Origin of the sequence: Craterilacuibacter sp., assembly GCF_051659485.1 — a bacterium.
In the GTDB taxonomy this organism is placed as follows: Bacteria; Pseudomonadota; Gammaproteobacteria; order Burkholderiales; family Chromobacteriaceae; genus Craterilacuibacter.
Genome location: NZ_JBOFOO010000141.1, coordinates 1 through 12,778 on the forward strand (window position 1 = coordinate 1; position 12,778 = coordinate 12,778).

At 60.4% G+C, this 12,778-nt stretch carries 13 protein-coding genes; 3 read left to right on the plus strand and 10 right to left on the minus strand.

What is annotated here, in order from left to right; all coding sequences use genetic code 11:
- Both ACRC1E_RS04810 and ACRC1E_RS04815 read left to right on the plus strand, forming a co-directional pair.
- A partial coding sequence (locus tag ACRC1E_RS04810; protein WP_438513972.1) for an inorganic phosphate transporter occupies positions 1-872 on the plus strand: 872 nt, incomplete at its 5' end.
- 217 nt (positions 873-1,089) lie between these two features.
- On the plus strand, positions 1,090-2,553 hold the full coding sequence (locus ACRC1E_RS04815) for an inorganic phosphate transporter (RefSeq protein ID WP_438513973.1): 1,464 nt from the start codon (positions 1,090-1,092) through the stop codon (positions 2,551-2,553).
- A 207-nt stretch (positions 2,554-2,760) separates the two neighbouring features.
- On the opposite strand, the gene recG is transcribed toward ACRC1E_RS04815, so the two are convergent.
- The 10 genes from recG to ACRC1E_RS04865 all read right to left on the minus strand — a co-directional run bounded on the left by recG (position 2,761) and on the right by ACRC1E_RS04865 (position 12,590).
- The gene (gene recG, locus ACRC1E_RS04820) at positions 2,761-4,809 is read right to left on the minus strand and encodes an ATP-dependent DNA helicase RecG (RefSeq protein WP_438513974.1); all 2,049 of its coding nucleotides are present in this window, start codon (positions 4,807-4,809) and stop codon (positions 2,761-2,763) included.
- A gap of 81 nt (positions 4,810-4,890) precedes the next feature.
- Positions 4,891-5,322 carry a DUF2147 domain-containing protein gene (locus ACRC1E_RS04825; RefSeq protein ID WP_438513975.1) on the minus strand — a complete coding sequence of 144 codons (432 nt, stop codon included), beginning with the start codon at positions 5,320-5,322 and terminating at the stop codon, positions 4,891-4,893.
- A 263-nt stretch (positions 5,323-5,585) separates the two neighbouring features.
- Entirely contained in the window at positions 5,586-5,972 is a 387-nt protein-coding gene (locus tag ACRC1E_RS04830) for a RidA family protein (protein WP_438513976.1), read from the minus strand.
- A 4-nt stretch (positions 5,973-5,976) separates the two neighbouring features.
- The gene (gene hemW / locus ACRC1E_RS04835) at positions 5,977-7,164 is read right to left on the minus strand and encodes a radical SAM family heme chaperone HemW (protein WP_438513977.1); all 1,188 of its coding nucleotides are present in this window, start codon (positions 7,162-7,164) and stop codon (positions 5,977-5,979) included.
- Positions 7,161-7,754 (minus strand): RdgB/HAM1 family non-canonical purine NTP pyrophosphatase, encoded by a 594-nt coding sequence (gene rdgB, locus ACRC1E_RS04840; RefSeq protein ID WP_438513978.1) that lies wholly within the window; start codon positions 7,752-7,754, stop codon positions 7,161-7,163. Before rdgB ends, hemW begins: the two co-directional genes overlap by 4 nt.
- Positions 7,755-7,859: 105 nt before the next feature.
- Positions 7,860-8,930, minus strand: coding sequence for an ABC transporter substrate-binding protein (locus tag ACRC1E_RS04845; RefSeq protein WP_438513979.1), 1,071 nt, complete (start codon positions 8,928-8,930; stop codon positions 7,860-7,862).
- A gap of 79 nt (positions 8,931-9,009) precedes the next feature.
- Positions 9,010-10,005 (minus strand): tRNA dihydrouridine(20/20a) synthase DusA, encoded by a 996-nt coding sequence (gene dusA / locus ACRC1E_RS04850; RefSeq protein WP_438513980.1) that lies wholly within the window; start codon positions 10,003-10,005, stop codon positions 9,010-9,012.
- Positions 10,002-10,718, minus strand: a complete 717-nt coding sequence (gene rph / locus ACRC1E_RS04855; protein WP_438513981.1) for a ribonuclease PH — start codon at positions 10,716-10,718, stop codon at positions 10,002-10,004. Before rph ends, dusA begins: the two co-directional genes overlap by 4 nt.
- Positions 10,719-10,803: 85 nt before the next feature.
- Entirely contained in the window at positions 10,804-11,652 is an 849-nt protein-coding gene (locus tag ACRC1E_RS04860) for a PP2C family protein-serine/threonine phosphatase (protein WP_438513982.1), read from the minus strand.
- A complete protein-coding gene (locus ACRC1E_RS04865) occupies positions 11,649-12,590 on the minus strand; it encodes a serine/threonine protein kinase (protein ID WP_438513983.1) in 942 nt (313 codons plus the stop codon). Before ACRC1E_RS04865 ends, ACRC1E_RS04860 begins: the two co-directional genes overlap by 4 nt.
- A gap of 84 nt (positions 12,591-12,674) precedes the next feature.
- On the opposite strand from ACRC1E_RS04865, the gene ACRC1E_RS04870 reads away from it, so the two are divergent.
- Positions 12,675-12,778 (plus strand): YicC/YloC family endoribonuclease (locus ACRC1E_RS04870; protein WP_438513984.1); only part of this gene is annotated, 104 nt, incomplete at its 3' end.

Genomic DNA, 12,778 nt, shown 5'->3' on the forward strand with positions numbered 1-12,778 from the left:
TGATCAAGGGCTTGGCGCGTATCTGGCCGATGAGCTTTAGCAGTGCCATGGCCGGCGGTGTCGGCATCGGACTGCTGACCTATTTCGTATTGCGCCCTGTCGTCGCCCGCCGGGCAAGGGCCGCAGCAAACAATAAGCAGGCGATCAACCAGCTGTTTACCGTACCGCTTATTTTCTCGGCGGCACTGCTGAGCTTTGCCCACGGTTCCAATGATGTCGCCAATGCGATCGGTCCGCTGGCAGCCATTGTCGATGCGCTGAGCACCGCAGGTGACGGCATAGGCACGTCGGCCGGCATTCCGCTATGGGTGATGCTGATCGGAGCGGTGGGTATTTCTGTCGGTCTTGCACTGTTCGGCCCCAAGGTGATCCGTACCGTTGGTAACGAAATTACCGAACTGGACCAGATGCGCGCCTATTCGATCGCGATGTCGGCCACCATGACCGTGATTTTTGCCAGCCAGTTGGGGCTGCCGGTGAGCTCCACCCATATCGCGGTCGGCGGCGTGTTCGGCATCGGCTTTTTGCGCGAGCACCTGAAAAACCGCTACGAAATCATGATCGCGCAGATCAAGGCCAACCATCCCGAGAACGACCAGCCGGCCGTCGACGCCTTTATTGCCAAATTCTCCAAGGCCAGCATCAAGGAAAAAGGCCAGTTGCTGCAGGATCTAAAAATGCGCATGAAAACCATGCAGGATCCGGCCAATTTTTCCAAGCGCGAGCGCAAGGAATTGCGTCAGGTTTACCGCAAGGAACTGGTCAAGCGCTCACTGATCATGCGCATCGCCGCCGCCTGGGTGATCACGGTACCGGCCTCCGCCGTGCTGTCGGCAGGCATTTTTTATCTGGTACGCGATCTTAGCTTCTGATTTTCATCCCTGACCGCTAGCTTGATAGCGCACAAAACAGGCTGCACCCATCACGGGATGCAGCCTGTTTTTTTAACACTTTTATTGCGCAAAGCAGCACCAGCCAAGCATCGGCAACCGTGTTGCGATGTTGTCGCGCAATATAATTGATAACTGTGCTTGACGCGCCCTGCTTTGCCCCCAACAATCCCGCCTTTATGACAACCTGAACCCCGTCATGTTTGACCTGTTTACCGGCCTAGCGCCTGCTGTCATCGTTACTCTGGTCCTGTCTCTGGGGCTGGTCCTTGCCTTCGAATTCATCAACGGTTTTCACGACACCGCCAATGCGGTAGCAACCGTCATCTATACCCAGTCGATGAAACCGCAACTGGCCGTCGTCGCCTCCGGCTTCTTCAATTTTCTGGGGGTGATGACCGGTGGTCTGGCGGTCGCTTACGCCATCGTCCACCTGCTACCGGTCGACCTTTTGGTGTCGGTCAATAGCACGCGCGGCATGTCCATGGTGTTTGCCCTGTTGGTGGCCGCCATCAGCTGGAACCTCGGCACCTGGTATTTCGGCTTGCCGGCCTCCAGCAGCCATACGCTGATCGGTGCCATTCTCGGCGTCGGCGTCGCCAATGCCTGGATGAACGACACCCCGCTATCGCAGGGCATCAACTGGAGCAAGGCCATTGATGTCGGCTCATCGCTGCTGCTGTCGCCGCTGATTGGCGGCGTGGTGGCCGCCACCATCCTGCTGCTGCTGTTGCGTTTTAGGCCGCAAAGCAATATCCACCGCTCCCCCTTCCAGCGCCAGCAGGTCGAGGGACGCAAACACCCGCCGTTCTGGACCCGCTTCATGCTGATTCTGTCGTCCATGGGGGTGAGCTTTGCCCACGGCGCCAATGACGGCCAGAAGGGTGTAGGCCTGATCATGCTGGTGCTGATCGGCATCGTACCGGCCAAGTTTGTCCTCAATCTGGACAGCACCCCCTACCAGATCGAGCGCACCCGCGATGCCGCGCTCCACCTGCAGCAGTTCTACGAGCGCAAGGCACCCGAACTCGCTACGCTGCTGGCCAAGCAACCACCCAAGGCGACGACCGGCAAGTTCGACTGCAAGCCGCTGGCCACCGAAAGCACGGCCAATTCGCTCTTGGCCTCACTGGGCACCAGCGACTATCACCTGCTGAATGCCGACCAGCGCTGGAGCATACGCGCCAACCTGCTGTGTCTGGATAATGCCGCCAAGACCGCACTCAAGCTGCCGGGGCTGACTTCCTCCGAGAAGTCACACCTGTCCGGCCTGCGCAAGGATCTGACGGCAACCACCGAATATGCGCCAACCTGGGCCATCGTCGCGATCGCGCTGGCGCTGGGCTTGGGTACCATGGTGGGCTGGAAGCGCGTGGTGAAAACGGTGGGAGAAGGCATAGGCAAGAAGGACATGACCTATGCCCAGGGCGTCTCGGCCCAGGTGACGGCGGCGACATCGATCGGTCTGGCCAGTGCCTTCGGCTTCCCGGTCTCGACCACCCAGATCCTGTCCAGTGCCGTTGCCGGCACCATGGTCGCCAATAAGTCTGGCCTGCAGATGTCGACGATACGCAATATTTTCCTGGCCTGGGTCTTTACCCTGCCAGTGTCGATGGCGCTGTCCGGCGGCTTATACATCCTGGCATCGCGCTGGTTTGCCTGATAAGGATTTAAGGTTTTTAGCGTGTATTGCTAAAAAACTTGATCCAGATCAAAAGTAGCACGAACTATCGCTCTTGATTAAAAAACCAGCAAACACTAATATAGATCCCGCTTCATATGGTTTCTCCTTTGTTGTTTGCAGCAATATCCCATTCGCCCCGACTCCTCAGTCGGGGCCTTTTTTTGCCCGCCATACCCAGCCCTAGATTCATGCCTTGAGAAAATGCTCGCGCCCGGCCAGCCAGCGCGCCAGATGATCGGCCGCATGCTGCGGATAGCGCTCCAGCAGCACGGGCGCCAGTTCGCGTGCCGACTCCAGCAAGGCGGTATCTTCTTCCAGATTGGCGAAACGCAGCATGGGCAGGCCGCTCTGGCGTGCGCCCAGAAATTCGCCCGGCCCGCGGATCAGCAGGTCCTGACGCGCAATCTCGAAGCCGTCGGTGTGCTCGAAAATCACCCGCAAGCGTGCCTTGGCCAAATCCGACAGTTTGGATTCGAATAGCAGCACACAAGTACTCTTGGCCGCCCCGCGCCCGACCCGGCCACGCAACTGGTGCAATTGCGCCAGCCCCATACGCTCGGCGTGCTCGATCACCATCAGGCTGGCATTGGGCACATCGACACCGACCTCGATCACCGTAGTCGCCACCAGCACCTGGCTTTCATTGCGGGCAAAGATGGCCATCGCCTCGGCCTTTTCGGCCCCCTTCATCCGGCCATGCACCAGCCCCACCTGCCACTGCGGCAAATCTTCGCTCAGGCCGATATGGGTATCGACTGCCGTTTGCAGCTCCAGCGTCTCGCTCTCTTCAATCAGCGGGCACACCCAGTACACCTGCTGGCCTTCGCTGCAGGTCTTGTTGACATAGGCGACCACCTCGTCGCGGCGCGCCGAACTGATCAGCTTGGTGACAATAGGCGTGCGCCCCGGCGGTAGTTCGTCTATCACCGAGACATCCAGATCGGCGTAATAACTCATCGCCAGCGTGCGCGGAATCGGGGTGGCCGTCATCATCAACTGATGCGGCTCGGCCCCCTTGCCCTGCAGTGCCAGACGCTGGCCGACACCGAAGCGGTGCTGCTCGTCGACAATCACCAGCCCCAGACGCTCGAAGTTCACATCATCCTGAAACAAGGCATGCGTGCCGACCGCCAGGCGTGCTTCACCGCTGGCAATCAGTGCATTCATTTCGCCGCGCGCTTTCTTTCTCAAGCTGCCCGATAGCCACGCCACTTTCACCCCCAGCGGTTCCAGCCAGGCCGACAGTTTGGCGTAGTGCTGCTCGGCCAGAATTTCGGTCGGCGCCATCAAGGCCACCTGAAAACCGGCCTCGATCGCGGCCAGTGCCGCCATCGCCGCCACCACGGTCTTGCCGCTGCCCACATCGCCCTGCAGCAGGCGGTTCATCGGATGCGCTTGCGCCAGATCGGCGGTGATTTCGGCCAGCACTTTTTGCTGGGCACCGGTCAGCGCAAACGGCAGTTGCCCGCTCAGCCCGGCACGCAAGCGGCCATCACCGGCAATCACCGGCGCCTTGCCGGCACGGCGCGCCCGGTAAGCCAGCCGCATCGATAATTGCTGCGCCATCAATTCGTCAAATTTAAGCCGCTGCCAGGCCGGCAAGAGCGGGTTCACCAGTACCTCGGCCGACATGTCCGGCGGCGGCGCATGCAGCAGCCGGACCGCATCGGCAAACGGCACCAGCCCCAGCTTGGCCGGCAGCGCCGGCGGCAGGGTTTCGTCCAGTGCCTGCGCCTTGAGCTCGCTCTGTATCATGCGCCGCAGCACCGGCTGCGTCAGGCCGCTAAGTGTCGGATAGATGGGCGTCAGGCTGTCGGCCAGTGCCTCGTCCGCCGCCACTTCACGCAGTTTGGGGTGCACCATTTCGTCACCGTAAAAACCGCGTCGGACCTCGGCCAGCGCCCGTACCCGCCGCCCCTTGGCCAGCACCTTTTGCTGACTGGGGTAAAAGTGGATAAAGCGCAGTATCAGCGTGCCGCTGCTGTCCTCTATTTGCACCACCAGCTGGCGGCGCGGCTTGAACTGCACCTCGGATGAAATCACTTCGCCCTCGACCAGCACCGCCTTGCCGTAAGGCGCTTGGGCGATGGGATAGACATGGGTTTCATCTTCGTAACGCAGCGGCAGGTGCAGGATAAAGTCGAAGCGGCGGCGTATGCCTAGCTTTTCGAGCTTCTTGACGGTAGCGGGGGCGGCCAGCGGCACTTGGCTGGCAATATCTGTCTGACTTGGCATAGAGGGTGATTGTACCCAAAAACAAAAAGCGGAAAGCTGTTGCTTTCCGCCTCGGGCTATTTAACTGCGCTTAGCTGCGTGTCAATCACGCACCCAAGTCTGGGTACGCCCCAGCAAGGCCATGCCGATAAAACCGCGCACTTCGAGTTTATTGTCAGCAGTGAGCTTCATCTTGGCGCTATAGATCTTGCCCGTTTTGGGGTCGAGAATTTTACCGCCGTCCCAGCCGTTGCCCTCTTTTTTCAGGCCCCACAGCATGTTCATGCCCACCACCGGCTTGCCCTTGTTCGCGCCTTCGCAGGCATCACACACCGCATCCGGCTTGTTGAACAGCTTGACGATCTTGCCGGACAGCTCGCCCGTGGCCGACTCGGAAATCTGTACCAGCGCCTTGGGCTGCTTGGTTTCGTCGTCTATCGTTTTCCAGGTCCCTGCCACGCCGGCCGCCAGTGCCGAAGCGGATACCAGGCTTGCCAGCAATACCAGTGCGGACTTTTTTACCATTCCGTTCATTGTTATCCCCCGTGTTCAAACATGTGTTCGAGTTAAGACTCCAGAATGCCAAGCTATGCGCATGACGTCAAGTGCGCCTAGAGCGTACGTAGCAGGATTAGGCCTGCGCCGATCTATTGCCGGTCATGCACGCAGTTCAGGCTTCAAGCCCACCCTGAACGCCCAATAGCCAAGGGGGGCATCGCCAAACAAAACGCCGCCGGATGCAATCCGGCGGCGTGTCGTAAACAGGCCACAAGCCCTGCCAAGCGGGCGGTGCAGGCTTACTCGCCCAGCACCATCACGCCTTCGGCTTCCACCAGCACGCCACGCGGCAGCGAGGCCACGCCAACGGCGGCGCGTGCCGGATAAGGCTCGGCCATGAATTCGACCATCACCTTATTGAAGGTGGCGAAATTGGACAGATCGGTCAGATAGGCATTGAGCTTGACGATATCGTTCAGCGAGCCGCCAGCGGCCTCGCACACGGCCTTGAGGTTGGTGAACACCTGGCGGGTTTCAGCCTCGAAGCCGCCCTCAACCACATTCATGGTGGCCGGGTCGAGCGGGATCTGGCCCGACAGATAAACGGTATTGCCGGCCTTGACGGCTTGCGAGTAAGCGCCGATAGCAGCGGGTGCCTTGTCGGTGTGGATAATTGTTTTAGCCATATTGTCAGTCTCCATCATTCAAAAACAGGGTGAGCAAATCATTGAGAAAGCGCTGGCCCTTGAGCGTGGGCCGGATCTGCCCTTGCCCGCGCACAAGCAAGCCCTCTTGTTCGGCTTGCGCCAGTTCGCGCGCAATCGACACCAGCGGCAGGCCGGTGCGGGCGGCAAACAGTGTTTCATCAAAACCGCCAGTCAGGCGCAGCGCATTCAACATAAATTCGAACGGCAGGTCGCGCCGCCCGACCTTGTGGCTTTCCTGCACCGGCGCACCGGCTGCCACCGCCTTCAGATACGCCGCCGGCTGCTTAAAGCGCGCCTCGCGCATCACGCCGGCGTGCGAGCTGATCTTGCCGTGGGCGCCGGCACCAATGCCGATATAGTCGCCAAAGCGCCAGTAATTTTGATTGTGCCGGCACTGGCGTCCGGGGCGGGCAAAAGCCGAGGTTTCGTAATGCTCGAAACCTGCCGCTGCCAGCCTGTCTTCTATCGCCTCCTGCATATCGGCCGAGCGCTCGTCGTCCGGCAGATTGGCCGGCGTATAGCGCGCAAACAGGGTATTGGGCTCTATGGTCAGGTGGTAGGCCGACAAATGGGTGATGCCGTAGCTCAGTGCGGTATCGATATCGGCCAGCGCCTGCGCCAGCGTCTGCCCGGGCAGGGCATACATCAGATCGAGATTGACGTTATCGAAGTGGCTGAGCGCAATCTCCACCGCACGTCGCGCTTCATCGCCATTGTGTATCCGCCCCAAACCCTGCAAGAAGCCGGCATCGAAACTCTGGATACCGATAGACAGGCGATTGATGCCGGCCGCGCGGTAGGCCTTGAAACGCTCGCTCTCGAAGGTGCCGGGATTGGCTTCCATGGTGATTTCGGCATCCGGATGCAGGCGCACCCGTGCGCGTATGCCGCACAGCAAGGCATCCATCGCCTCGGCCGAAAACAGGCTGGGCGTACCGCCGCCCATGAAGATGGTCGTCACCGGCCGGCCCCACACCTGCGGCAGCGTGCTTTCCAGATCGGCCAGCAGCGCCGCGATATAGCCCATCTCGTCGAAGCCGTTTTTAACCTCGTGCGAATTGAAGTCGCAATACGGACACTTGCGCACGCACCACGGGAAATGGATGTAGAGCGACAAGGGCGGCAGCTCTTTCAGGCCGCCCGACAGTGCCGAAATATCGATCACGCTCATGCAAACGCCTTGAGCTTGGCCAGCAGCGCCTGCATCGCCTGCGCCCGATGGCTGACGCGGTTTTTCTCGTCGGCCGGCAATTCGGCCACGGTGCAGCCATAGTCGGCCAGCCAGACATAAGGGTCGTAACCGAAGCCGCCCTCGCCTGCCGGTGCATCTACCACCTCGCCCACCCATACCGCGTCGGCAATCAGGGGCTGCGGGTCGTCGGCATGGCGCACCAGCACCAGCACACAGGTATACCAGCAGCGCCGGTTACTCTCGCCCTGCAGCTTCTCGACCAAGAGCGCATTATTACGTGCATCCGACTTGGGCTCGCCGGCAAAACGCGCCGACAGCACGCCCGGTGCGCCGCCCAGCGCCTCGACACAGATGCCCGAGTCGTCGGCCAGCGCCGGCAGGCCGGTGATGCGGCTGGCGTGACGTGCCTTTTCCAGCGCATTTTCCACAAAGCTGTGATACGGCTCGGCACACTCCTCCACCCCCAGCTCGCGCTGCGGGATCAGGCTGATGCCCAGCGGCGCGAACAGGGCGGAGAACTCACGCAGCTTGCCGGCGTTATTGCTGGCGAGAACCAGTTGCTCGAACATGTTTTTTATCCTTAATCAAAGGCGGGACTAGGGATTTGGAAATGGGGAATATCAAACCATTCCCTATTCCCTATTCCCTATTCCCCATTCCCCATCCCCCACCCTTTATTTCCCCGCCTTGACCTCGGTCCACAGGCGGTTCATCAGGCGGCGCTCTTTCGGGCTTTGCTCTTTGAGCACCGTCCACTTGGCCACCGTCGCCGGCGTCGGGTTGATGACCGCATTGGCCTTCAGGTCGGCACGGAAATAAGGCTGCGCCGTCTTCACCGGATTGGTGGCGCCATTGAGGTTGGTCAGTTCGGCCGCGTTCTTGCCGTCCAGCATGAAGTTGATGAACTTGTGCGCAAGATCCGGGCGCTTGGCGCTGGACAGGATGGCCATGGTGTCCACCCCCAGCTCGTTGCCTTCGCGCTGCGGGCTCATCGCCAGCGTAAACGGACGCTTGGCGAGCTTGGCATCTTCTATCGCCTGATAGAACTCGGTCGAGTAACCCAGCGAGGCCCAGATATTGCCCACCGCCAGTTCTTTCAGATAGCTGGCATTGGAAAACGCGGCCCAGTAAGGCTTGGCCTTGGCAATCACGTTTTTGGCGGCACGATAATCGGCTTCGCTAGCCTGATTCGGGTTCTTGCCCAAGTAAAACAGCGCTGCGGTAAACACTTCGCGCGGGCTATCCAGCACCGTCACCCGGCCCTTGATCCTGGACAGTACCTTGGGATCGAAAATCACCGACCAGCTCGCAGGATCAACACCCAGCGCCTTGAGCTTGGTCTGGTTGTAGCCGACACTGGTCAGGCTCAATACGGTCGGGATTTCGTAACGGTTGCCCGGGTCATAGCTCTGGTTGAGGTAGGCCGGGTCGACATTCCTGAGATTGGGAATCAGCTGCTTGTTCAACGGTTGCAACAGCTTCTGCTTGACCATGGGCTGGATCACAAAAGACGACGGAAATACCACGTCGTAGCCTTTGGCGCCCGCGGCCAGCTTGGCCAGCATTTCTTCATTGTCACCGTAGTAATCCTGCACCACCTTGCAATCACAGCTCTTTTCAAAGCGTTTGACGGTTGCATCCGACAGGGAACCGCTCCAGTTATACAAATGGAGCACGTCGTTCGGGCCAGCCAGCACGCTGGCCGAGGCCAGCGCAGACAATAGCGTTACAGTCAGCTTGTTCAATTCAGGTCCACCTCCACAAAGTACACGGTAGCCAGCGGCTGCTGGCTACCCAAAAAATCGGCTCGCAGCCCAGCGGGCTTTAGTCGGCCTGCAGGCCGTAGTTGGCCGCCGGAATCGCCTGCAACAGCAGGTTTTCATCGGCAGCGGCCAGTATCGCGGCATCCGACAGCATGCGTCGCCACTGGCGCGCACCGGGGACGCCCTGATACAGGCCGAGAATATGGCGCGTGATATTGCGCAGCTTATTGCCTTCAGCCAGCTCGCGCCGGGCATAGGCCACCATGGCGGCCACCACCGCCTCGCGCTCGGGCGCAGGGCCGCTATCACCATAGTAACGCGCATCCCAATCGGCCATGATCCACGGGTTGTGGTAGGCCTCGCGCCCGACCATGACCCCGTCCACATGACGCAGATGCTCGTCGATCTCGGCCTGAGTCTTGATGCCGCCATTGAGCAGGATTTCAAGCTCGGGGCGTTCGCGCTTGAGGCGATAGGCGTAGTCGTATTTCAATGGCGGAATATCGCGGTTTTCCTTGGGGCTCAGGCCCTTGAGGATAGCGTTGCGCGCATGCACGATAAAGGTGTTGCAGCCGGCTTCGGCGACGATATCGACAAATTCGCGCACAAAATCGTAGTGTTCGACCTCGTCGATGCCGATACGGTGCTTGACGGTAATGTCGATATCGCAGACATCGCGCATCGCCTTGACGCAATCGGCCACCAGACGCGGCTCGGCCATCAGGCAGGCACCGAAGGCGCCCTTTTGCACCCGCTCCGACGGGCAGCCGACATTGAGGTTGACCTCGTCGTAGCCCCAGTCCTGCGCCAGGCGTGCGCAGTGCGCCAGATCGGCCGGATCGGAGCCGCCCAGTTGCAGCGCCAGCGGCTGCTCGCTCTCGTCAAAGCGCAGATGACGGCGAACGTCGCCATGAATCAGCGCGCCGGTGGTGACCATTTCGGAATAAAGCCAGGTGTGGCGCGTGATGTGGCGGGCGAAATAACGGTAGTGCCGGTCGGTCCAGTCCAGCATGGGCGCAACCGACAGGGTACGCGGGGGCAATACTTTACGGCTCACGACTGCAAAGCCTCCTGTTGCAGGGCGATCAGCTCGCGTATGCCTTTTTCGGCCAGATCCAGCAGGGCATCCAGCTCGCTGCGGCTAAACGGCACGCCTTCGGCCGTGCCCTGCACTTCGACAAAATGGCCGGCACCGGTCATCACCACATTCATGTCGGTTTCGCAGGCCGAATCTTCCGGATAATCCAGATCCAGCACCGCCTGGCCCTCGAATACGCCGACCGAAACAGCAGCAATATGGTCGGTAATCGGGCTTTCAGTAAGCTTGCCGGCGGCAATCAGCCCGGCAACGGCATCGGATAGCGCGACAAAGGCACCGGTGATGCTGGCGGTACGGGTACCACCATCGGCCTGAATCACATCGCAATCGATCACGATCTGGCGCTCGCCCAGTTTTTTCAGATCCACCACCGCGCGCAAACTACGGCCGATCAGACGCTGGATTTCCTGGGTACGACCGGATTGCTTGCCGCTGGCCGCTTCGCGGCGCATACGGCTATTGGTCGAGCGCGGCAGCATGCCGTATTCGGCCGTGACCCAGCCCTGACCCTTGCCCTTGAGGAAAGACGGCACATTTTCCTCGACACTGGCGGTACAGATCACCTTGGTGTCGCCGAATTCGACCAGCACCGAGCCTTCGGCATGGCGGGTATAGTGGCGCGTCAGACGCACGGGACGCAGGGCGTCGGCACTTCGCTCGGAGGGTCGCATGGGCAGCTCGCAGGGGAAAAACGCGCGATTGTACAGCAACTTGCAGCATCACCGTAAGCGCGGCCCGCGTGTAAAACGCGGCCACTCAGAGCAGATTGCGCCCCGAGGCCAGCATCTCGCTTTCCAGTGCCGCCATCATGGCATCGGGAATTTCCGGCGCATCGCGGCTATCGATAACCCCGGCACCGCTTTGCCCTGCCGCCAGCAGCACCATGGCCGCAACACTCAGGTTATCGCTACCGGCTCCCGCCCGCCGCTCGGCCACCTGCAGCAGCGCCGGCACCACCTGCTCCAGCGCACGCGCATTCAAGGCCCGCGCCAGTTCCATCTCGCTCATCTGCGACCACAGCCCGTCCGAACACAAAAACAGGGTACTGCCCACCGATAAGGGCAGCGGTCCGGCCTGAGCAATCATCGGATTGTCCATCCCGCCCAGACAGCTATAGATACGGTTACGCTCGGGATGGGTCAGCGCCTCGTCCTCCGTGATCAAACCCTTGTCCAGCAGGCGCTGTACAGTGGAATGGTCCTGCGTGCGCCAGCTGACTGCCGCTTGCTCCAGCAGATACAGGCGCGAATCGCCGGCCCAGGCACAGTACAACTGGCTGTCCTGCACCAGCGCCACCACCACGGTGGTACTCGGCACTTCGGGAAAGCGCCGCGACAGTGCCAGACGCACCAAGCTGTGCTGGACTTCATGCAGGGCATCCAGCAAAAACTGCCCGGGTTCCTGAATACGCGGACGGGCACTTAAGGCAAACAAATGGGACAAGGTATCGATCACCATCTGCGATGCCAGCTCGCCATGCAGATGGCCGCCCATGCCGTCGGCCACTACCAGCAACACCGCTTCGCGCGAATGCAGCGTCAGTACCCGGTCTTCGTTGTAGCTACGGCCTCCTACGCAGCTCTTAGCTGCCCAGCAAAACTTCATGACTTCACCTCTTGATGCAACCAGCCGCTGACCCGCTGCCATAAGCCCGGCGCCGGAGGCTGCGGTGCGCTATACACGCCATTCAGCACTTTTTGGACTTGCATCAGGCTACCCGGCCGGGCCTCCACATCCAGCGCCATGCACTGCGTCACCAGACTCAACAGTTCGGCAGAATAGATGCGTCCGGCCGGAGCCAGCGCCGGCAAAACCGCATCGGTACGGACATTGGCGGCCGGCGGCCCGCCTATGCCCATGCAGGCATAGATGCACGCGCCCACACTATAGATATCCGACCACGGCCCGAGTTGCCCCTTGGCCTGATGCTGCTCGGGCGCGGCAAAGCCGGGCGTATACATGGAAATAAAGCGCTTGTCGTGCTGCAGGGCGTGCTGGCGGGCTGCGCCGAAATCCAGTAACACCGGCGTTCCGTTGCGTTTGAGATAGATATTGGCGGGCTTTACATCCAGATGCAGCAGATGATGGCGGTGAACCTCGCGCAGGCCGGAAATCAGCAGGGCAAAGATCTGGCGCAAACGCGCTTCGGGCAATGCGCCGCCGGAGAGCTCCACTTCGCGCACCAGCGAGCGGCCCGAGGCATAACTCATCACCATGTAAACGGTCTGGTTGGCCGGAAAAAAATTGCTCACCTGCACCACATTGGGGTGTTTGATCCCCGCCAGTACCCGTGCTTCCTCGAAAAAGCACTTCAGGCCGATGCGGAAAGTATCGCGATCCAGCTCGTTGTTCACCATCACCTGATGCTCGGCGGTGTGGCTGGCCAGCGACTGCGGCAAATACTCCTTGATGGCGTACTTGTCGTCGTGGCAGTCCAGCGCCAGATAAACCCGGCTGAAGCCCCCCGAACTCAGTTCACGCACGATGGTGTACTGGTCCAGCTTGAATCCTGGCGGCAGGCCGCCTTGCTTGGTTTGCGTCATCGCTATTGTTATAGTGTTGTGGGCCTTGATGCAAACACCCCATCCGGGCCCGGTTCCTGAATCAAAACCAACCGGAAGAAAACCATGATACTCAGCATGACCGGCTTTGCCTCCGCCACCCGTGAATTCACCGGCGGAATGCTGGCGATGGAACTGCGCGCCGTCAACCACCGCTATCTCGATGTCCA